This is a genomic window from Candidatus Villigracilis sp. (genome assembly GCF_057083605.1).
Map to the genome: position 1 here is coordinate 1 of NZ_JBXMTI010000003.1, position 22083 is coordinate 22083.

20 protein-coding genes are annotated in these 22083 nt (G+C 48.7%); 9 read left to right on the plus strand and 11 right to left on the minus strand.

Annotated elements, in window-relative coordinates:
• Positions 1 to 53 precede the first annotated feature (53 nt).
• Genes AC14M5_RS00535 through AC14M5_RS00545 form a run of 3 tightly spaced genes read left to right on the plus strand, consistent with a single transcriptional unit; the run spans position 54 to position 2564 of the window.
• Positions 54 to 1058, plus strand: a complete 1005-nt coding sequence (locus AC14M5_RS00535) for a glycosyltransferase family 4 protein (protein WP_484027661.1) — start codon at positions 54 to 56, stop codon at positions 1056 to 1058.
• Between the two features lie 3 nt (positions 1059 to 1061).
• Positions 1062 to 1481, plus strand: coding sequence for a nuclear transport factor 2 family protein (locus tag AC14M5_RS00540; RefSeq protein WP_484027662.1), 420 nt, complete (start codon positions 1062 to 1064; stop codon positions 1479 to 1481).
• 6 nt (positions 1482 to 1487) lie between these two features.
• Complete coding sequence (locus AC14M5_RS00545; RefSeq protein WP_484027663.1) at positions 1488 to 2564, plus strand: glycosyltransferase family 4 protein; 1077 nt, start codon at positions 1488 to 1490, stop codon at positions 2562 to 2564.
• Between the two features lie 105 nt (positions 2565 to 2669).
• Here the strand turns inward: AC14M5_RS00545 and AC14M5_RS00550 are convergent, their stop codons facing one another.
• Positions 2670 to 3854, minus strand: a complete 1185-nt coding sequence (locus AC14M5_RS00550) for a C39 family peptidase (RefSeq protein WP_484027664.1) — start codon at positions 3852 to 3854, stop codon at positions 2670 to 2672.
• Between the two features lie 448 nt (positions 3855 to 4302).
• Here AC14M5_RS00550 and AC14M5_RS00555 point away from each other — a divergent pair, with 448 nt between their 5' ends.
• Positions 4303 to 4710: a DUF2442 domain-containing protein gene (locus AC14M5_RS00555; protein ID WP_484027665.1), complete on the plus strand. Its 408-nt coding sequence runs from the start codon at positions 4303 to 4305 to the stop codon at positions 4708 to 4710.
• Positions 4711 to 4799: 89 nt separating this feature from the next.
• Here the strand turns inward: AC14M5_RS00555 and AC14M5_RS00560 are convergent, their stop codons facing one another.
• From AC14M5_RS00560 to AC14M5_RS00595, 8 genes are all read right to left on the minus strand, one after another.
• Positions 4800 to 5618 (minus strand): toll/interleukin-1 receptor domain-containing protein, encoded by an 819-nt coding sequence (locus tag AC14M5_RS00560; protein WP_484027666.1) that lies wholly within the window; start codon positions 5616 to 5618, stop codon positions 4800 to 4802.
• A gap of 64 nt (positions 5619 to 5682) precedes the next feature.
• Positions 5683 to 6486 (minus strand): hypothetical protein, encoded by an 804-nt coding sequence (locus tag AC14M5_RS00565; protein WP_484027667.1) that lies wholly within the window; start codon positions 6484 to 6486, stop codon positions 5683 to 5685.
• Positions 6487 to 6684: 198 nt separating this feature from the next.
• Positions 6685 to 8685, minus strand: a complete 2001-nt coding sequence (locus tag AC14M5_RS00570; RefSeq protein ID WP_484027668.1) for an HD domain-containing phosphohydrolase — start codon at positions 8683 to 8685, stop codon at positions 6685 to 6687.
• Between the two features lie 350 nt (positions 8686 to 9035).
• Complete coding sequence (locus tag AC14M5_RS00575) at positions 9036 to 9641, minus strand: HAD family hydrolase (protein WP_484027669.1); 606 nt, start codon at positions 9639 to 9641, stop codon at positions 9036 to 9038.
• Between the two features lie 96 nt (positions 9642 to 9737).
• The gene (budA, locus tag AC14M5_RS00580; RefSeq protein WP_484027670.1) at positions 9738 to 10481 is read right to left on the minus strand and encodes an acetolactate decarboxylase; all 744 of its coding nucleotides are present in this window, start codon (positions 10479 to 10481) and stop codon (positions 9738 to 9740) included.
• A gap of 171 nt (positions 10482 to 10652) precedes the next feature.
• Positions 10653 to 11309, minus strand: coding sequence for an HAD family hydrolase (locus AC14M5_RS00585; RefSeq protein WP_484027671.1), 657 nt, complete (start codon positions 11307 to 11309; stop codon positions 10653 to 10655).
• Between the two features lie 18 nt (positions 11310 to 11327).
• Positions 11328 to 13532, minus strand: coding sequence for a SulP family inorganic anion transporter (locus tag AC14M5_RS00590; protein WP_484027672.1), 2205 nt, complete (start codon positions 13530 to 13532; stop codon positions 11328 to 11330).
• Positions 13533 to 13600: 68 nt separating this feature from the next.
• The gene (locus AC14M5_RS00595; RefSeq protein WP_484027673.1) at positions 13601 to 14398 is read right to left on the minus strand and encodes an SDR family NAD(P)-dependent oxidoreductase; all 798 of its coding nucleotides are present in this window, start codon (positions 14396 to 14398) and stop codon (positions 13601 to 13603) included.
• A 77-nt stretch (positions 14399 to 14475) separates the two neighbouring features.
• Here AC14M5_RS00595 and AC14M5_RS00600 point away from each other — a divergent pair, with 77 nt between their 5' ends.
• From AC14M5_RS00600 to AC14M5_RS00610, 3 genes are all read left to right on the plus strand, one after another.
• Positions 14476 to 16920 carry an endonuclease MutS2 gene (locus tag AC14M5_RS00600; protein ID WP_484027674.1) on the plus strand — a complete coding sequence of 815 codons (2445 nt, stop codon included), beginning with the start codon at positions 14476 to 14478 and terminating at the stop codon, positions 16918 to 16920.
• 146 nt (positions 16921 to 17066) lie between these two features.
• Positions 17067 to 19277, plus strand: coding sequence for an nSTAND1 domain-containing NTPase (locus AC14M5_RS00605; protein ID WP_484027675.1), 2211 nt, complete (start codon positions 17067 to 17069; stop codon positions 19275 to 19277).
• Positions 19278 to 19331: 54 nt separating this feature from the next.
• Complete coding sequence (locus AC14M5_RS00610; RefSeq protein WP_484027676.1) at positions 19332 to 19574, plus strand: hypothetical protein; 243 nt, start codon at positions 19332 to 19334, stop codon at positions 19572 to 19574.
• A gap of 96 nt (positions 19575 to 19670) precedes the next feature.
• Here the strand turns inward: AC14M5_RS00610 and AC14M5_RS00615 are convergent, their stop codons facing one another.
• Together AC14M5_RS00615 and AC14M5_RS00620 are read right to left on the minus strand one after the other, a co-directional pair.
• Positions 19671 to 20612: a hypothetical protein gene (locus tag AC14M5_RS00615; RefSeq protein WP_484027677.1), complete on the minus strand. Its 942-nt coding sequence runs from the start codon at positions 20610 to 20612 to the stop codon at positions 19671 to 19673.
• A 206-nt stretch (positions 20613 to 20818) separates the two neighbouring features.
• A complete protein-coding gene (locus AC14M5_RS00620) occupies positions 20819 to 21262 on the minus strand; it encodes a protein-tyrosine phosphatase family protein (RefSeq protein ID WP_484027678.1) in 444 nt (147 codons plus the stop codon).
• 71 nt (positions 21263 to 21333) lie between these two features.
• Here AC14M5_RS00620 and AC14M5_RS00625 point away from each other — a divergent pair, with 71 nt between their 5' ends.
• Together AC14M5_RS00625 and AC14M5_RS00630 are read left to right on the plus strand one after the other, a co-directional pair.
• The gene (locus AC14M5_RS00625; protein ID WP_484027679.1) at positions 21334 to 21657 is read left to right on the plus strand and encodes a nucleotidyltransferase domain-containing protein; all 324 of its coding nucleotides are present in this window, start codon (positions 21334 to 21336) and stop codon (positions 21655 to 21657) included.
• Complete coding sequence (locus AC14M5_RS00630) at positions 21654 to 22040, plus strand: HEPN domain-containing protein (RefSeq protein WP_484027680.1); 387 nt, start codon at positions 21654 to 21656, stop codon at positions 22038 to 22040. Before AC14M5_RS00625 ends, AC14M5_RS00630 begins: the two co-directional genes overlap by 4 nt.
• Positions 22041 to 22083: the final 43 nt, after the last annotated feature.

Below are 22083 nucleotides of genomic sequence, written 5' to 3' on the forward strand. Positions count from 1 at the left end.
CGCCGTCCCCGGCGCCGGGGACGGCGCGGGATCGGTAAGATATAATTTCATTCATGACTCGCATTTGCATCACACCCTTCGTGCAAGGGACAGGCGGTATGGCATCCTTTCGTTTGAAATTTGAACAGGGATTAAAAACACGAGGGATCGAATCCACTTATGATCTTTCAGCGAACTCTGACGCGATCCTCGTCATCGCAGGCACTCGCTTCCTACCTGACCTGAAGCGGGCCCGGCGACGAGGCATTCGCGTCGTCCAAAGATTGGACGGGATCAACTGGGTGCAGCGCGTCCGTTGGACGGGCCCGCGTTATCACATCCGCGCGGAGTATGGGAACTTTATGCTTTCGTTGATTCGCAAACGTTTTGCTGACCGTGTCGTTTATCAAAGCCAGTTCATTCGCAAATGGTGGGAAGATTGGTACGGCATTGCAAAAGCACCAGCTTCCGTTATCATCAACGGTGTGGATTTGGATTTTTATTCGCCAAATGGAACAAATGAACGCCCTCAAAATATTTTCCGCATGTTGTTATTGGAAGGCAGCCTTGCAGGCGGATTGAATGCGGGTTTGTTCCATGGTGTAGCTGTAACTGAAAGACTCGCTGAAAAATTTCCAATGGAAATAGTTGTAGCGGGCAAAGTGGATGACGCCACTCAGCAAAAACTGAAAAGCAAAGTGCCTGTGGAATTTTTGGGCACAGTTCCGCGTGAGCAGATCCCACAACTTGCGTGGTCATCGCATCTCATGTATTGTGCGGAGGTCAACCCGCCCTGCCCCAATTCTGTGATTGAAGCGCTGGCTTGCGGACTGCCTGTCATCGGGTTTGACAGCGGCTCGCTAAAGGAGTTGGTCACACAGGATGCGGGTCGTGTCGCTCCATACGGCACAAATCCCTGGAAGTTGGAGACGCCAGATATTGCAGCACTGGCTTTGTCAGCGGAAGAGGTGCTCTCGAAACAGGATCAATTTCGGGCGGGGGCACGGAGGCGCGCCGAGGCTGAGTTTGGACTCGATAAGATGGTCGATTCGTATTTGAAGGTTCTGCTGGAGGATTAGGTCATGGATCAGGAAGTTCACGAATTTTTATTGAAGCACTTGCAGGGTATCATGAGCAATGACATTGCTTCGTATCATGAAACAACGGCGGAAGACCTGACATTGTATGAATGGTGGGTGACACCGCATCGCCTGGATGGTCTGCCCTTCCACGAATTCATGATGACATCCAACGCAGAGCGCGGTTCTGTTTTTGGCGCGGAAGAGAAGGGCAAGACTCGTTTTGATCTGTCGAATTTGTTGATTCAACGCTATGGCGATACTGCGATTGCGAGTTATACCTTGTTGATCAGCACATCGTTGCCCGAAGGGGTGAAGGTCGCCGCACATAACGAAAGCCGCGTGATGGTGAAAACGGATGGCGCGTGGAAAGTTGTGCATGTACATAAATCGCCTGCGTATTCCGCGCCGCATGTTGGGTAAAGGTCGATGAACTTCAAAGGAAAACTTGGTTTACAGCAGCGCGTGCTTCCCAGTTATCGCGTTCCGTTCTTTGACTTGCTGGCGGAGCGATGCGAAGGCGGCATGAGTTTATTTGCAGGTTTGCCTCGTCTCGTTGAGATGATCGCGAGCGGGAAGACCGAGATCGCACAATATACGGAAGCGAAAAATATTCATCTGTTTGGCGGCGCATTTTATCTTTGTTATCAACAGGGCTTTATTAAATGGCTTGAAGAAACAAACCCCGATGCCTTGATCGTGGAAGCGAATCCACGTTATCTTTCCACACCTTCGGCCGTGAAGTGGATGCACTCGCGCGGACGAAAAGTGATCGGCTGGGGGTTGGGCGCAAAAAGCCCCTCTCCCATTGGGAGAGGGGTTGGGGTTAGGGACCGTTTCATCAACCAATTTGACGCCATGCTTGCATACAGTCAACGCGGCGCGGAGGAATATGCCGTGCTTGATTTCCCGCGCAAAAAGATCTTTGTGGCGCATAATTCGGTGTCGGCGAAGCCGACGTCAAACGTTCAACGTTCAGCGTTCAACGTTCGACCAACGCTCTTATTTGTAGGACGATTGCAAGCTAGAAAACGTATTGATTCTTTGTTGCGTGCTTGTGCTGAATTGGGATCGAATCCGCGATTGATGATCGTTGGCGATGGGCCGGAGCGCGCGGCGCTTGAGTCGTTTGCAAAGGATGTTTATCCATCGGCGGAATTTATTGGCGCAAAACATGGTAAAGAGTTGAAGCCGTATTTTGAACAAGCAGACTTATTCGTTTTACCTGGCACGGGCGGACTGGCTGTGCAGGAAGCGATGAGTTACGGCTTGCCCGTCATCGTTGCAAAAGGCGATGGTACGCAAGATGATCTTGTGCGTGAAGGCAACGGGTGGCAGATTCCGCCTGAGGATTATGGCGCTTTGGTTTCCACAATGAAAAACGCGCTATCTGATATAGCGCGTTTAAGAAGGATGGGGCAAGAGTCGTATCGTATCGTTTCAGAAGAGATCAACATCCAAAAGATGGCGGATGTGTTTGTGACGGCGCTGAATTCGGTTAATTGAAGTATGTCGTTGCGAGCGAACTGCGCGAAGCAACCTTACGGCGAATAAAGCCATGAGATTGCTTCGTCGCGAAGAACAAGAGCGCTCCTCGCAACGACATGATATTTACGCTTTCTTCACCAACCCCCCATCTACATAACCTCGTTTATTATTCGTGCCTTTCACGCCCAGCCATTTGCCTGCTTTGCCGATTTTGTCGGCGGCGGTGCTGGCGGCTTCTACCACGGTCAGGCGCGCGCCGCTCTTTTCACTTGAAAGCACCTCGCTTCTCGTGGATGCTGTTTTATAAATTTTCGCTCCCGCCGATTTGACGATGACGCTTAATTTTTGCACTTCGGGTGCTGGCATGGGCTGAGGTGTAGGTGTGGATGATGGAACAGTCGCTTCTGTTGTTGAACTTGGAATTGGTTCCGCCACCGGAGCCGGTGCCACGGTTTGACCTTTTTCCAGATACCATGCGGCTGCGAATCCTTCACGCCCCATCGAGTCACGGACTCGCACCCATTGATTGATTGCTCCCACCTTCGAGGCTCCATCAGTTTCCATCAGTATCAACTCAGTGCCAGGAGGGACGGTGGCGATGATGTTGACCTGGCTGGATGTATCGATGCTGGAGCGGATGTTCAGGCCCAGGGTCACTTCGGCTTTTACGCGGGCGGTGGATTTGCCGCTCGTAGCAGGATCCGTTATCGGCGGAGTCGGAGGCGTTCCCGTTGATGTTGATGAGCCTGGTTGAGCGATCCCTCCACCGGCGGTAAAACATTCATAGATGATGACATGCATGATCGAGCGCTGTAATGGGTTGCCCTGGCTGTATCGCGCCATGAGATAGGTCTTCTTGTTGATGTCAGTTTGATAAGGCCAGGGGTCGAGCATTAGATAATCGTTGCCCTCTTTGGCGTAGAGCACGACCCAATGCGTGAGCAAGCCAGCGGCGGGAGTGCTATCCACCATCACGATCACGGGCTGACCTGCGGCAATGGAGGCGTCGATCAAGCCCAGTGGCGCGTCGGTGCTGACGCAGGAGATATTGCTTTTGACGCTGATCTGCGGGTAGACCTGGCTGACCGAGCCAAAGCGAATGGCCGCACTTGCAAAGCCGTTGACGTTCTTTAATTTCTGATTGAGAGTCTTTGGGGATTCGGGATAGCCATGCCCGCTGACCAGCATGGCCACGCTCGTCAGCGCACAGCCGACGTAACCGATGGTATCGCCGGGATCACCGAAGCCGAGAATATCCTGCTTCCATTGCGGGTCTTGCTGGGAATAGTACACAAGCTGGAATGTCATGGGTCACCTCTCTGGATTTGGAATATCAAGATGAATTGCAACGATTTCATTATGAACATGTCGCTGCGAGGCGTTCTTGTTTTTGCCGAAGCAGTCTCCTCATAATGTGGGATTGCTTCGCCCCGACAGGAGCATTCGGGATAGTATCGGGAAGAGCAAGTGCCCTCCTCGCAATGACATATCGAGAATTAGCTGATTATAAATTGTTTTTCCCTGGTCGCACGTCACTCTGTTATTAAAGCAATCCGGTGGTTGAGTAGGACTGGGTGCTCTTACCAGTCCGTATCGAAACCACCAAATTGTATAAAAACTTAACTTTGATTCTAACTAAAGTGTGGTCTCGATACACCCCTCAAAGAGCATTCGGGGTTACTCGACCACCACCTGATTCGAAAGCATCAGGCAATAAGATTTTCCCCTGCTATAATCATCGTGTCGGAGGAATGGCATGGTTACAAAGGTAAAGCAAATGGATGAAAAAATGCAGGTTAAAAGATATAAAGTCCAATACTCCATTGATGAATATACCTTTCCCAAAGAGGCAAACATCCACGATGTAAGATTTGACGAGAAATTTATTCACGTTGAGTTGACCGACCAGCGTGTGATCTCGATTCCCTTGTGGTGGATTCCCACTGTTCATAACGCAACCATGGAAGACAGAATGAAGTTTGAGATCAATCAAAGCCGCACCATGATTATTTGGGACCCCGCAAAATGTAGTATCAATGATGAGATCAGCATTGCCGATTACCTTGGCCCTGCGCGGGATGAGATTAGGGCAGTATATTCCCCCCGCCCGCCAAAGAGACAAGTTTCAGAAGCAAAAGCTAAACTGGCGAAGAAGAAGAAGTAAAAAATTAATCCCACCGCACGGTGGGATTAATTTTTATTATAAAAAGAATCTGTCTCCTGGTATGGTAAAGACTCTTGTTATATGCTTTGTTAGGGGCGTTTTGCGTAAATATCTGTAATATGTAATTCAGAGGTTATATCATCAACATCATCAGAGTACCGTAATTTATCCCAGAATTGTTCTTTCGCTAGCGAGTTTGTTCCAGTAAGTTCTGATATTTTTGCCCTCTCCTTTGAGCGCAACAGACTGATATTCACAAATCCATTATTAATATCGAAACCGCTGATCGATTCTTCTGCGACTTGGATGTTTTCTCCATTATGGAGATTTGTCGCAATTTTCGTGAAAGAATTTTTGCTTAGATTAAAACTGAACTTTGGCTCATCCGCCGTTTCTCTTACTGTAATCACTCGCTGAATGCGAACATGGTAATAATAAACTTCTGGCTGTTCAACAATATTTATTCTTGGGGTAATAACTGCTTCAACACTTAGGGAGCGTAATTGTAAAGCCTTTAATAATCCCGCATACCCATCGTCAGAAAATAAATCAACCCATTGATACCTTCTTATTCGATCTGGTACTTCGCAATCTTCTAACCTTGCAGGGATGATAAAAATGGTTCCATCAGGCTTTTCATCCGCTATGTCAAGCGCAGATTTAATTTCTTTTTGCACGAAGCCTTCTTTAGTAATTGAGTGTGACGATAAGCAGACAATGACTATATCTGAGTTTCTAACGGCTTTGGGGATTTCAATTTCCCAATTTTGCCCAGGAATCAATTTTTCTTTGTCTAGCCAAGCATCAATTCCATCGTTTACAAGACGTTCGTAAAGTTCTCTTACAGCAGGCTTGTCTCCTGATGCGTAGCATAAAAAAGCACGAAGAGGACGTTTTTTATCTGTCATTATGAATAACCTTTTGAACAATCTTTCTGTGTCTTAAAATAACTAGCGGTTTGCGGTATCGTCTTTATTTAAACAAAACAGCAAACAAAATTGCTCCACCCAAACATACGCCAAGTACAAGGATTAGTGTAATCCAGGGTTTAATGGATACTGCCTGATTTGCTTGTGGTTCGTCCTGAATTAAAGGTTGCTGTTGTCTTTCGGCAAGTGCCTTTTTTATCTTGCTGTCCTGCAATTTTCGTACATATGATGTGATTTGGGATGATGGGGCAAACATATTGGTTTCAAGAACAAATATAGAATCGTCACGAGCACAATAGTAAAGTTCTTTCCAAAGTTCTATTTCAATACTCCAAATCTGTACTGCTTTTTCATAGTTTTGAATATTCTGCTTCCAGTTTTGGAATTCGTTTTTTCTTTGCTCTTGTAGCCATACTTCGCGAAGCGCTGGAACTATGCCAAACGCAATAAAGATGAGCCCTGAGCAAAGTAAAAGTGTTTCTTTACTAAAAATATACCCCAATAAAATAATTAAACCAAGAACAAAAGATGCTATAACACTGGAAGTCACCTGCGATTTGTGCATCGGAGGCTTAGGTTGTATTGGAGCAACTGGTCTATCAGGAGGTGATAACTTTTGCGCTAAAGGTGTATGTGCTTGACTTGCCAAAACTGCTGTCACTTTTTGTACTTTATCATTTCGACTACACTGAGGACATCTTGCAAATGCCTCAAGCAATACAGAACCTGCTTCCCGCCGAATCATATGCTCAGTGCCGCAGTGCTGACAAACTAAGGTGGGCGCGTTGGGTGAAATGCTCAAACTACCACCGCAACTTGGACAAGACATTGTTATAAAGTCATTCATTTATGAACCTCCTTCAATTATCCAATGTTTTAGAGTTCTTTCATCTTGCAAGGGTTGTCTAACCATGATTTATCTAAAGTTATTCTTCAAATTGCCCCGTGCGAGGTGTTATCCCACAAGGGGACTTTACAGACGAACTCTGTATAACAAACTATGTATAGAGATTATACGCCCCTCCGTTTCTAAAACCAATCTTTTTTATTCATCGGCGGTAAGTGTTAAGAATGCCTTCGCTACTTGGGGGTCGAAGTGTTTTCCTGATTCGGATTTGATAAATTCGATGGCTTTTTCTCTTGTCCATGCCTTGCGGTAGGGGCGGTCGGTGGTCAACGCATCCCACACATCCACAACGGCAAAGATGCGCGCAGGCAGTGGAATCTCTTCGCCTTTCAGGCCATGCGGGTGGCCCGTGCCATCCCATTTTTCGTGATGATAACGGGGAATATCAAGCGCGGGTTTCAGGTAGGGAATGGGAATCAGCATTTCGTAGGCGTAGATGGTATGCATGTGCATGATCTCCCACTCCTGCTCGGTGAGTTGATCCGCTTTGTGCAGGATGCCATCCGGTACACCCATTTTGCCGATGTCGTGAAGCAGGGCGCCGCGGCGGATGTGAAGGATGTCCGCTTCGGGAATGCCCATTTGCCGTGCCAGTTTCAAGGTCAGGTCAGTGACGCGTTTGGTGTGGCCTTCAGTCTCATGATCGCGTAAATCCATGGCACGCGACCAGCCTTCAATCGTTGCATCGTAAGATAGCATCAGTTCAAAATTTGTGCGTTGCAGGTTTTCGAATAGCTGGACGTTATCAATGGCGATGGCGGCTTGCCCAGCCAACGTTTCCAAAAAGCTGAACCATTCAGGATCAGAGTCAATTGGAGCGCGTTGGAAGATTTCGAGCACGCCCAGGATTTGGCCTTTGACAATGAGCGGCGCACCGATATACGCTGTGAAGTTTTCTTTGGCGAGGGAGAGTGATTTTGCCAGCTTGCCTTCAGCTTTATTCAAGTCGGGGATATGTATGGTTTTCCTGTTCTCGATAACACGGCCTGCGTAGCCTTCGCCAAACTTTAGCTTTGTGTGGTGGATGGCGTTGGAATGAAAACCGCGGCTGGCAGTGTAGTCCAGTGTCATAGTCACATTGTTGAATAGAAGCACCGAAGCGGCGTCCACTTTGAGTTGAGCAATCACTTCATTCAGTAAAACCTGCAAAGTGGTGCGCAGGTCAAAACTGGAACTGATGGCTTTATCTATGCTGTGCAAGGCATTCAAACGCTCAAGTTGGTTTTTGATCTGTGCTTCGGCCCGCTTGCGTTCGGTGATTTCCTGGTTGATGCCGATGAAGTGGGTAACTTGACCGTTCTGATCCACCAGAGGGGTGATCGTTTCATCCACTGTATAGAAACTGCCGTCTTTTCTTTTATTGACCACCTCAGAATGCCAGACCTTGCCGCTCAGGATCATGTTCCACATGTTTTTGTAGAATGCCAGATCATGAAAACCAGACTTAAGGAAACGCGGATTTTTCCCAATCACTTCATCCATTGTATAGCCAGTTAAGAGTGTATAGGCCGGGTTGACCCATTCGATAATGCCCTCGCGGTTGACAATGATGATGGAGTTCGCCGCCGCATCGAGCGCTGCGCTTTGCAGGTGCAATTCTTCCACCTGGCGCCTCAGTTGTTCCTCAGTCCGCTTGCGTTCGGAAATATCCTCCACCATGGCTTGAATGCAGGGCTTTCCCCTGAAAGTTATCGGTGTTAAAGAAAGCAGGACTTCATAAGGCGTGCCGTCTTTGCGTTTAAACCTGACGGGATACTCTTTTAGGAATCCCTGTTTTTGAACGAGCGCCAGCGCATCCCTTCTTTGTTGTGGATCATAATATAACGCGGCCACATTACCGATCTGCGCTATATCTTCGCGGCTGTAACTGCCCGGTTTCAACATGGCATTGTTATAAACCAGTAAGTTGCCCGCCAGATCAGCCACGCCTATGCCAACCGGCAGGTTATCAAACAGGATGCGAAATTGCGATTCGCTCTCCAGTAAAGCTGTTTTGGTTTGCTCCGGCCTTAATTCCGCTTTGGGCGCAATGCTTTGTCCCCGTTGTGATTTGGTACGTTTAACTTGACCCTTGCCGTTATTCTGGGCCTTCAGTTTTCCCCGGTTAATTTTCGGTTTGACTTTGGGCTTTGTTTCCATAAACTGCTCCTAAGAAGAATAGAAAAAAACAGTATAGAGCATATCCTTCTTTTGGAACAGGATTGCAGTATTCCTTATCGCATCTTGCTGTCTAAACAAATGTATATTCGGTATCAGAATTTGGATCCGCTTTCAACCAAGATCCTTAACGCAAAGTCGCCAAGACGCTAAGGTTTAATATTTTTTCTTTGCGACTCTGCTCCCCTTTGGTACTGCTTCGCACTGCGAAGCATGTGTACGTTAAATTTGCGCGAATTCTGCAAGGTGACAACTTGGGTTATTTAAGGAATTTCGTCCCCCCTTTTGACAATTGTTACTCATTGGTAGCCTGCTGGGTGGCAACTAGATTCTCATTCAATAGAAATATATTCATTGAGAGCGCCGAGTGCCTGATTTCGATTCTTGTAATGAATTGCATGAATACCCAATGCTTTGGCACCGTTGACGTTATTTTCCCGGTCGTCTATAAACACGGTTGCTGAGGCGGTTACGCCCAGTTGTTCAAGGGCACTGCGGAAAATATGTGGGTCTGGTTTACAAACACCTACCTCTGATGAGAAGACGATAACATCAAATAGCGTTTCATTAACCCATGCCCTGACGATTTCTCTTGCATTCGATTCGGCGTCACTGACAATGCCCAATTTATATCTTGATTTCAGCGCCTGGCAATAATCCAGGAATTCAATATCCCATATTCCTGCCCAATACTCTTTTTCGCATTCATTTCTTTCAACAAGCGAGAGTCCGAGCTGTTTTCCGATATTCTCCCACATCTCTTCACCTGAAATAGTCCCAACCAGTGCTTGAGGACCCCATTCAGAGTTATACACAATCTGGTCAAATGCTTCTGCGCTCAACCCGCATCTTGCCGCCCAACTGTCACTGAGAGGTGTCTCTTTGGGATGCCATAATACCCCGCCAATATCAATAAGAATTGCTTTGATTTGAATCACTGTGAATAACTCCAATTTTTAGGAATGAGAACTGGTGTGAGTTGAGGAAAGTGGGCTGACACTGGTTTAGTAAATTGTGGCACACTGTGTAATATTCTACTTCTCTGCTTTATCCAAGTCCTTGCCGATGTCACGTTGGAAGTCCCAGGTGAGGTAATCCAGGTTGGATGGCAGGGATAATTCCAAAGTATATAAATATTGCAGTCCCACTTTCACTTTACGCGGACGGCATTCGAGCAAATGTCCGCCGCTGGTTTTGTCAGCGGTGAGAAAATGCAAATGGATACCGGGCACGCTAAGTGAAGCCATGAACGAGGGCGTGTAAAACCCGACCATTACGCCGCTCACATCCTTGAACTCAAAAACAGGCTGATCCTTCGCCACTTCCACCAGCGGACGGTAATTCTCCTGCTTCGGCACCGAGCGTGTTTTGACATACCCAAACTCACCTTCGATCCGAAACGCATAAAACAAATTCGGCGAAGGCATGATGTCTTTCATCCAATTCAGGAATTCCTCATAGGATAATTCTTGTGCAAGTTCTTCCTCACTCGAAGGTTGAAAAAACGTGACACAAGCGAAGGGTGTTTGTTCATCCTCATCTGTGACCTGGTTCACCTTCCCATCCGCTCCCACCCGATAGATTTCTCCATCCATCATTAACATCTCGCCGTCGAGATCATTGAATGTGCCGAGTCCGAAATCACCATGCTTCTTGATTTCAGAGAATGGGATATTCTGCTCGTAAATCCCTTCCACCAAGGCGTTGACTGGCGCGCACAAATAAATTTTGTTATCCGCTTTTCGTTTTCGTATTTTGCGTAAGGTTGTTCGTTCCATTGATCCTCTTCACTATGTCGTTGCGAGGGCTGATGGTTGAGTAGCCGCGCTCTTGCTATTTGCGGCGTATCGAAACCCAGCCCGAAGCAATCTCCTCATCTTGGGAGATTGCTTCGTCGGGAAGTGCACCCTCCTCGCAACGACATGTCTACCTGTTTACGTGTTTATGCTCTACCCATATTTGGGCGTATCCCCGATGATCTCCCAGCCGTAATGCAATGCGATCTGCTTCAACTTCACATCGGGATAAACTGCCACAGGATGCTCGGCATGTTCCAGCAAAGGGACATCCATGATCGTGTCACCGTAGGCCACGTCCACGCGCTCCACGCCGAGGCGGTTGAGCACCTGCTTGATCTTCTTTTCGCTCTTCACCAACTCACTGACCATCTTTAATTGTCCGTTCACAATTTCAACAGGTGTCCCAATGGTCTGCGCGCCAATACGCTGTGCGAATGGTTCGATGAATGGTTCAACCACACTGCTCGCAATATAAACCTGCGCGCCATCTTCACGATGTTTGACAAGCCTCGCCACCACATCCTCGCGGCGTTTCTTCCATAGGTTATGTTCAACCGTCCATTCGGAGGCATGTTTAACTTTTTCAGGAGTGGCCTCCTTGATGTAGCCAAGGCTGTTCACCATTAACTTCTGTCCCCATTCCTGCCAGTCAATGACTCCGTTCTTGGCAAGTACATACGCTGGCAGAACGGACGCAAAATAAAAATTGGCACGAATTTTGCTCTGGTTATGTCTAACCCAATCCACCAAACCTAAAAAGGGGGAGCCGGTAGTAAGCGTCCCCATCATATCTGAAACGACGATCATGTTTTTCTCCTATGTATATTAATCCAGCAGGGCTTCCACGGCGCGGGCGTTATCCGCCATACGTTCGGCCAGCAGACGGGCGATCCATTCATGCAGGGCAGATGAGATCTCTGGATCCTGGCTTTCCATTTGCTTCATTGCATCGCTTGTCAAACGGTATAAAACGCTTTTGTGTTCCGTAACCACATTGGCGGTGCGCTTTCCTTTTAGATACATGCCCACCTCGCCAACCACCGTCCCAGCGCGTACATTCCTCAAACGAGTCATTTCGCCTTGATTTGTTTCGAGCAGTACATTCAGCCGACCAGACTCGATGAAATACATCGCTTCCGGGGGGTCGCCGCGCCTCATCAGGTATATATTTGGCCCCACTTCCATGCGTTCGAGATAGGTGAGCAGGCGGTCGATCAATGCGGGTTTGGGGAAGGTCCGCCGCAATTGACTCTTTATCCCAACCTGTATGAACTGTGTCGACGCTTCATGCCTCTGCAGCAGCATGTTCTCGCACCACTCCACGCCATGGTCCAGAGTCGGGAATATCTGCACACGCTGGCCCGGTGCGAATCCACCCTGGATCATCTGGTGGCGGATGTCGGGCTTGACTTGTGTAAGTACCAGGTGGATATCGTGAAGTTCGGCCAATTGATGCATACGCGTGAAACTGGAAACAGCGGAGGAATCCAACCCATACACCTGGTGAAAGTCCAGCACGATGAAATCTTCCCTGTGTTTCCCATCCTGCAAAAGTTCACGGACGCGCCCCAGCAATTTATCTGATGTGCCAAAGAAGATATATCCCTGAAGGCGGAAGATATGAATGCCCATGCCAAATTTGTGCAATACCTCGCGCTGAATCGCGGGTCTTTCCACTTTGGCATGATAGATCGTACCGTTTAAAGTATCACGGACTGTGTTGATGCTGCTGTATTTTATGACGAACATAATGGTCGCTGCTGCAATGCCCGCACCCACACCTTCGAGAAACCCGACGGTGGCGATCACGATAAGGCTGATCATTACGATCATATAGTCTGCACGTGGCAATTTGAACCAGGCATCATAGACCCAGTCGATGAGAAAGGATAAACCCAGCACCAAAAGCAGGCTGCTCAAAAGGGCAACAGGCAGAAAACTCACAAATCCACCGCCCGCCACTAAAACCAATCCACATAGCGCTGCGGAAGTGATGGTGACCACGCGGGAGCTCGCCCCCATTCGTTGACCAAGTGCCGTGGCGCCCAGGTAATGATAGCCGGGAGGTCCGCCTCCAAACCCTGCAAGAATGTTAGCGAGCCCGGTCACACGTAATTCACGGTTGAGGTCTACGTCCCGTTTCGCGATCAATTCCAGCCCTGTGGCGTTGAGCAGGAATGCAATGAGTCCCACCAGGGGCACGGGGATCAATTTATCTGCCTGTCCGGCCAGTGCGTTCCAATCCACCGACTCCAGGTTTGAAAGGGTGAAAGGCTGCCATAATCCACCGGATGGGAAGGTCTGCAGCAATAAACCCATTGCGCGAGCCTCGTCAATGGATGTGCCTGTTAACCATAAGGTGACATGAAAGAGAATGACTGCGAAAAAGATAATTCCAGGCCAGACCAGAAAATGATTCACCTTCCGCAAAACGATCAGGACCATAATGGCGTAGAGCGTACCCGGCAGCCAGAGCAAAAGCCTTTCGGGCTGCATCAGGCCGAGGAGAGTCTGAACGCTTAAACTCTGCCCTGCCATCACCTCGATTGCGCCGCGAGTCAATAACCAGCCTGTGCCGGCTAGAAATCCACCCACCACCGGGTAGGGAATATAACGAACCAGATTTCCAAGTTTGAATTGACCGATAAGCAGGAAGATCGTGCCGGTGATCAATGAGGCAAGAATGATCCCTGCCACCGTCGTGGAAAAAATTGCATCTGTTTCATTCTTTCCCAGAAGAGCGGCTGTAATGCCGCCCGCCGCTACTGCAAGCAAGGCGGCGGGACCATCCTGTGGGCCGATGGCAGTGCCGGGAAATGACCCCAGGATGGATGTGACCAAAGCCATAGCTAACCCGCCGAACAAGAATATGCCGATTCCCCTCGGCACATATGAACTCATTTCTCCTGTGAATACGAGAGTGGCAAGCGAAATATTCTGCACTACTGCGATCAAACCGATCACAAGCCCTGCGGTGATGCTGGTAACAAGTTGTTTTGAATCGATGGAAGCGGACAGCTTATTTTTCATTACACTCTCCTCACTTCTAATTGGGTATCGCACCGATTGTATCTGAATTTGTATTCAAACAAGGAAAATTACTGCGCTGTGTTGCCGCCATCCACCAAAAGTAAATGCCCTGTTACAAAAGATGACTCATCTGAAGCTAAAAACAAAACTGCATTGGCGATCTCTTCTGGTTTCCCAAAACGGCCCATCGGAATGTATGCACTTGATTCTTTCATGGCTTCTTCAACGGATACAGGGCCTGAACCTTCAAAATATCCTTTCTCGATCCAGCGATCCACTAACGTATCACCGGGGCAAACAGCATTCACGCGGATTCCCTCGCGCGCATAATCCAGCGCCATAGCCTTGGTCATCATGCCTACTGCACCCTTGCTCATAATATATGGAAACGCATCCTTCCCCGCCACCACAGACCAATCCGAGCCGTTGTTGACGATTGCACCTTTGCCTTGTTTCTTCATTTCTGGAATCACCAGCTTGCACATGCGCCACACTGCCGTCACGTTGATGTTCAACGTATCCTGCCAGACCTCTTCGGGCGTGGTGTCTGCCATTCCATGGGTGACGATGCCCGCGTTGTTAAATAAAATGTCAATGCGGTTGAATTCTTTAAGCGCGACGTCCACGACTCTTTGGCAGTCTTCTGGCTTAGTGTGATCTGCCTCCACAAACACGCATCGGACTCCCGCTTCGACGCCGCTCAACGCAAGCTTTTGCCTGCATTCTGTTTCGACGGCCTTACCCAACTCTGAGCGTCTGCCCGTGATAACAAGTGAAGCACCTTCCTGTGCAAATAATAATGCAGTGGCTTTTCCAATTCCTGATGTTGCACCGGTGATGATGGCTACTTTGTTTTTGAGTCTCATATTGTTCTCCTCTGGAGTCGGACAGCTCGCTGTCCGCAAGCAGCAAGCTGCTTGACTCCAAAGTATAATCCCCACCTATGGACAGCAAGACACTCAACGTACTCGAATATCCAAAAATTCTCGAACGGCTGGCAGGCTACTGCGATTTTTCCGCTTCGATGGAATTGGCGCGCGCCCTTGAGCCATCCGACTCTTACGATCTGGCAACCGCTCATCTGGCAGAGACGACCGAAGCGCGCAACTTATTATCCGTGCAGGATACTGGTATCGGTGGCGCACATGATATTCGCCCGGCAGCAGACCTGGCCGCGCGTGGCGGCGTGCTTGACCCGCAGCAATTGTTGGATATCAAATCCACGCTTATCTCTTGCCGCGAAATAAAAAAATCGCTGGAGCGCAAAACGGACGAATATCCACGCCTGGCGAAACTTGCCGCCGCCTTGCCAGAGTCACATGGCATGGTGGATGCGATCACACGCGTGCTTTCGGACCGCGGTGAGGTATTGGATTCCGCTTCTGTAAAACTGGGAGCCTTACGCCGCGAGATCAAGATCGCCCACGGACGTTTGATGTCCCGCTTGCAGCGCTACCTGACCGAGTCTGCCAAGAAGTTGCAGGAACCGATCATCACCCAGCGTGATGGTCGTTATGTGATTCCATTGCGCGCTGAATTTAAAGGCAGCATCAAAGCAGTCATTCACGATCAATCTGCCAGCGGCGCCACTTTGTTCGTTGAGCCTTTGCCCGTTGTGGAACTCAATAACGAAATGCGTGAACTGGAATTAAAGGAACGCGACGAAGAGCGCCGCATCCTTGCTGAGCTATCAAGCCTCGTTGGTGAACATGCCAGTGAATTAAAGTACGGCGTTGAAAACCTGGCTGTTCTTGACCTCGCGTTTGCAAAAGCGAAATACGCGGAGGAACTAAAAGCAAGTGAACCAGTGCTTCATAATTTGTCGAAAGTCAAAGGTCAAAAGTCAGACGATCTTCGACCTTCGACCTTTGACCTGAATCTGCTTCACGCTCGCCACCCCCTCATCAGCGCCGATACTGTTGTCCCCATTGACGTTGATCCCCGTGAAGGGACGCGTGCGATTGTGATCACCGGGCCGAACACGGGCGGGAAAACAGTTTCGTTGAAAACAGTTGGCTTGTTGGTGTTGATGGCTCAATCAGGTTTGCACATCCCTGCCCAAAGCGGATCGGAATTGCCATGCTTTCATTCGGTCTATGCCGATATCGGTGATGAACAATCCATCGAGCAATCGCTTTCTACGTTTAGCGGACATATCACCAACATCATTCGCATTTTGAAAAAGATCGACCATCGTTCGCTGGTCATCTTCGATGAGCTCGGCTCAGGCACAGATCCGCAGGAAGGTGCGGCCATCGCGCGCTCGATTTTGAGTCACCTGCTAGAAACTGGCGCGATGACTCTCGTTGCAACGCATTACCCTGAGCTGAAAACCTTTGCCCATTCCACGGATGGAGTAGTCAATGCTTCGCTTGAATTTGACATCAAAACGCTTCGCCCTACCTACAAGCTGACCATTGGACTCCCAGGCCGCTCCAATGCCCTTTTGATCGCGCAGAAGCTGGGCCTTCCACAATCCATCATTGACTCGGCTAAGGCGGAAATTAATCCGCTGGATCTGCGGGCCGATAAATTGCTGGATGATATCCGCAAGGAACGCAACCGCACCTCGCGTGAACGTGAGAAGCTGGAAAAAGCCCGCGCCAGACTCGAAGCGCAGACCCGTGAACTCGAAAAGCGACTCGAAAAGATCGAAGATGAGCGCCGCGAGACAATTGCCAAGGCCCGTGCCGAAGGCGAGTTGGAAGTGGCGGTGCTCAAACGCAATATCGAATCGTTGAAGAGTCAACTTAAGAAAGCCAGCCAGCCTCTCACTGCTATTCGCGCCATTGAAGAGAAAATGGAACAGATGGAAGAGAAGGTTGAAGCACCTGTAGAGCGACGACGGACAACAGACGATGGACAATCATCGTCCATGGTCAATCGTCAATGGTCGCTTGGAGAGCGAGTCATTGTCAGTACGTTGAATGCTGAAGGTGTAGTGACAGCTCTGGGTGAGTCTGATGCGGAAGTCCAGATCGGGACGATTCGGATGCGGGCGAGGTTGTCGGACCTACATCGACGACAGACCACAGACGACATCGTGCCCGAAGGGCGAGGACCATCGCAAGTAACGACTCGCAAGGGTACATCCGTAGCCGAGCGTCAATCGTCCACGGTCAATCGCCCATCGTCCTCACCGGGCATGGAAGTGGATTTGCGTGGGTTGATGTCTGAAGACGCTTTGGATAAGATGGAACGCTATTTGGAACAGGCCTATCTTTCGGGCCTGCCGTTCGTGCGCATCATTCACGGCAAAGGGACGGGCAAGCTAAGGCAGGCTGTGCGTGAAGCCTTGCGCGGACATTCGTACGTGAGGTCGTTTGAAGAGGGCGGTGATAAGGAAGGCGGCGAAGGCGTGACCGTGGCAAAGTTGAACGTGAATTAAGATTGCTCGCCATTTTCTTTTATATAATACCCATGCTGGGTATAATTCGGGAATTCGCGAGATTCACTGTATAAGAAAAAATCTTCCGTATGTTGTGGACGCTCTTTTCCTGATCCTCATATCCTGATCCAAGGGAAGGATTACGAATGATGGTAACGACGACCGATAAACGAAAACGTGAGAAAAAAGTTGGCCCTGCAAAAAGCGCCTCCGTTGCTGTGAGGGGAGATGTAAACAACAGCAATATCATCACTGGTTCAAATAATATTATTCATATGCTCGAAAGAGCTGCGTCAGTCGTTGAGTTAACAGAACAAGCTGACCAACTGGAACAAGGCTATCTAAAAAAGGCCCTTGTTGAATATGTCAATAAAATAAAATTGCAGGCGGAGCTTGCGGAAAAGGGGCTGGATACCAAAAGCCCTTACAAAGCACTGCTTGAATACGATATAACGGATTCATCTTTATTCTTTGGCAGGGACACGTATATTGCAGAATTGCTCGATTGCATAAAACGGAATTCTCTGACAGTACTTCATTCTGAGAGCGGTGCGGGAAAAAGCAGTTTGCTCAGAGCAGGTATTGGTCCACATTTATTGACAGAGGGCAGCCTGCCCCTTTATGTTCGCCCCCGTGAAATGCCTGCATTGCAGACAGTTATTAAACATGCGCTGCTGCCGCAATTGGAGCAATCTCCAAACCTGGCAAGCGCCAGCCTGCGCGATTTCTTGAGGCGTGTGAGCAAATTGCTGGGGAAGAAGTGGCTGGTGGTTATCGTTGATCAGTTTGAAGAGATATTCACTCTGCAAAGCGAAGAAGCCAGAATGGCTTTTGTAAAAGAACTAGCCGAATGCCTGGATGATAAGACATTGCCCGTTCGTTGGATACTTTCACTGCGCGGAGAATGGTTTAGTCAACTGGCGAAATTCAAGTCATTGGGTCGGAGTCCATTTGAAAACAGCGTTTTTCTAAGCGCATTTACGAAGGCCGATGCGTATGAGGTGATTGTCAAGCCTGCATTGAAACGCGGCATCCGCTTTGAGAATGGGCTGGTTGACCGGATCGTTAGCGACCTGATATCAAAAAACGAGAATATACCGAATCCTCTTGCGCCCTTTTCAAATTCGCAAAAAGGAAACCAGCAGGAGGAGAAAATATCTCCACCTCAATTGCAGTTGGTATGTTCCGAAATATTCAAAAAAACGGATAAAAACACCCGCCAGATTACGGCAGATGAGTATCACAAGCTGGGCGGCGTCGAAACCATTCTTCAAAATTATCTGGACCGGGTGATTGACGAGAATATCCCAAAAGAGCATGTTGAACTGGCTGAAAAAATACTAGTTGCGCTCGTGAACGATCAAGGGCAGCGCATCCTGCGTTCGCGAACTCAAATTCAATCTGAACTTGGATTCATGGTCAACGCCGGGGATTTGAACGAAGTGCTCAAACAATTGGTAGACAGCCACTTGCTGCGGGTTGAAGAAGAGGACGAATACGAACTTACACACGATTACCTGGCCAATAAGATCAAGCTCGACCCTGAAACTCAGAAGCAAAAATTTGTAAAAGAACTTCTTGAACAAAAAGTAAAATACTTTAACAGAGAAGGCATAAAGCTAAGCAGCGATGAACTATCGCTGGTTGATGAGTATCTTCCTGCAGTGGAGCTCAGCAATGACGAAGAAATGCTTATCCAAAGCAGCAGGCAGGATACATTGCGCCGCAGATACCTTTCAGTGCTGGGATACATTACTGTTTTTGGCGCAGGCATCAGCCTGTTTGTAATCACAATTATATTTTTGGTGCGCGGACTATCAGTGGTTGCTCCACAGGGGTATGTGGCATTATTTTGGGGCGGCATTTTGCTAATGGGACTGATTGGCGCAACGAGAGGATGGGCAAAGGAGTTGTTAGTGAGCTTTAGTCTTATCCTGGCAATCGCCATCAATAAGTTGATCATGTTTATTCCTTTGGTTCGCAACCTGGGTGAGGATAATCCGTCCCTGTTTTGGATACGCCTGGTGATCACGCTCACCCTGGCCTTTTTTGGTTATCAGGTTGTTACTGCCGTGCCGCTTTTTTCAGGCCGAGTCAACCGGGAGAGGCTTCAAGATTCTTTATTTGGAGTAATAATGGGAGGAATTAACGGTTACCTGCTTGTGGGTTCAATTTGGTATTATCTCCACGTTATGGGCTATACCCCTCTTGAGTTTTCACCTCCTATTCCAGGAACACTTGCAGGAGACGCCGCATTATTGGCTATTAAATATCTCCCTCCATCCCTGATGGGAGGCATTGGCGCTTTCATTGCTGTGGTCCTGATCGTTATCTTTGTGGCTCTAGTAATTATTTGATCTTATTTCCATAAAGTTGGTATATAATTTTTACACTCAAACAGGGAGCCGCTTATGTCCATCGATGACGCCATCAAAACAATGACAGACCTGATCAAGGCCGCATGTGCCAGCGCGGAGATCAAAGCCGCCAAAATGTCGGACGAGGAAGCGCGGCTCTCGGTCTACGCGCCAGCGGGTGATATGCAGAAGATCAAGGATGCAACCTTTCAGCCTGCAATAGATATGTTGAATAAGGATGGGATGGATGTGCAGGTCTTTGTGTATGATAAGGATGCACCGCCGCTTAAGGGTTAGCAGGTTGAAGGTTGAAAGGTCGAAATGTTAGGGCGCGGTCTCCGCGCCCTTTTTGTTTTCATATAGCGCGGGTGGCGAAACGTCGCCCTTACGTTTTTAATTCCCCGCTGCAAAACGCCAGACGATGTTTAGCGCTTCAAGACCGGTGAAACGGTGGCGATTGGAGGCATCCTTATTTAGATAGATCGCGCCTTGTTCTTCGCGCCCATCCATCACGTAAAGTCCGCGGTTAGGGAGGTCGGATAACGCCGCCCAAAAGTTCCAGAGTGGCAAATTGAATTCGGAGGCGAGCAGGGCCATGTCACGATTGATGCGGTTGTCCAGTTCGCGATTATCCGCTTTGGTGGCGAGGATCGGCACAACGCCCGCCTCGATCAATTGCGTGATGATCTTGCGCAAATATTCCGTGTTGCGCGATTCGAAATGTGAGCCAATTTGAATGATGACAAATGAAGGGCGCTGGATGCGCAGTTCACAATCGACAGGCGTTTCGGCGAAGGTGCAGCCAAATTGACCACGATGCCATTGATCCCACAGCAATGCGCCGGGTGTGGTGCCATCCTGCGAGGTGGGGCTTTCGCGAGCGAAGGAACCTCTGAAGTGTTCCACGGTTTCAAGCAATTCGGGTGTAAGACTTTCTATAAAGAACGGGTCGGTTTCAAATACGCCGAAGAATTCATCGGGCCTGGTTTGGCAATCACCAAAGATCGAAAACGTTCGTGGGTCATTCCCCAATGTCTGACCATGTTCATAAATGGCGCGGATACTTTCATCGGGTTCAGGCAGAACGGGCAAACTCTTCCATTCTTCGGAAATGGGAGTCTGTGTGGGCGTGGTTGAAGCGGATGCTTGTGTAGGCGTTGCAGTCGCTTCAGGCGTGACTGTGAACCTGCCCGCCGTTGGGACGTCGTACCTCGGCGTTGGGATGATCCGCGCTGGTGTGCTGGTCGGTGTGGATGTTGGCGCAGGGGGAATTTCAGTCTGACAGGCTGTGATGGTTATACAAACCAGTAAAGTGAAGATGAGTCTGCAGTTCATAATATTTTTTTAGGTTTAATCGGTGGTTGAGTAGCCGCGAGCCGCTTTGCGGCGAGTGGCGTACACTTGCACCGAACGCAAGTGCGGTGTCGAAACCACCAGTTGGCAGAGCGATTTTTGTTATAGCTTTACTTCTGCAACCTGTTGGTTTCGATACGGGCGACAAGAGCACTCACCCTACTCAACCAACGAGGTAGGAATTGATACTACGAATTCCATTGGGTTGCAAACTTCAATATCCGCGGACGAATATAGAACGCAAACGGGTCCGCAATTGGCCTACGCTCCTTGATCAAAGTCATCGCCGCCTGCGGATCATGTCCCTGTGCGATCAGGATGCACGCACCCATCGTCACCCCGCGGTGGACTCCGCCCGCGCAATGGGTAAAGACCTTGCCGCCCTCATGAATCGTTTCCAATGCTATTTTCGCTCCATGTTGTAAGGACTTGATCGGAATCGGAACCAGCGGTGAGTCGAACGTGGGCAGCCATAATAACTTCAATGGTGACTCATGCCTGTCCTTGCGCGGACGAAATTCCACGCGCATATTGATGACCAACTTCACGCCGAGTCCGCGCAGGTGGTTGTAATCTTCTGTTGAAGGTGTTGTGCCGATGAATAGGTCATCAGTGATGGGGGAGATGTTCATATTGGAAATGGTATCACATACAAGTTGCATCCTGTTGGAAAAAACGGTATGATAATGGCACGAGAAATGCCATGCCTGGAAACATAAAAAGCATATTACGTAAGTTAAAAAAAGGATTGGCGGAAATTTACGGCGACCAGTTAAAGGCCGTGATCCTGTTCGGCTCGTACGCGCGCGGCGACGCGCATCCGCCTGACTCGGATATTGATGTGATGATCGTCTTGAAAGGCAAATTTAATTACTGGCAAATCTCGAAACGCTCTTCGGAATTCATAGCAACATTATGCCTGGAAAATGATGTGGTGATTTCCCGCAAGTTTGCATCGGATATTGCGTATGCCAGTAGCGGAATGCCACTGTATATCAATGTCCGCAAAGAAGGTGTGGTAGTATGATTACACCTGAAATTCAACACTTCTTGAATCTGGCGGAGGAAAGCCATGAAGTTGCAAGAGCGCTGATTGACATGGGACATGCCCGCTTTTCTGCCGCGCAATCGTATTACACGATCTTCTATTTGGCGGAGGCGATGCTATTATCAAAGGGTTTGACTTTTTCCAGCCATTCAGCAGTGGTTGCAACATATGGCAAAGTGTTTGCCAAAACAGGGTCTTTGGATCCAAAATTTCATCGCTATATCATCGATGCACAGGAACTCCGCGAGGTTGGACATTACGGCGATGAACATCAAGAAGTAACTAACGAGCAGGCTTTGGAATCACTTCAGTGGTCGGGGGAATTTATGGATGCGGTGAAGGAATATCTCAGTAAAGTTTAAAAAGACTCTGGAGAACCCAGAGTCTTTTTTACTTGTTACTTTA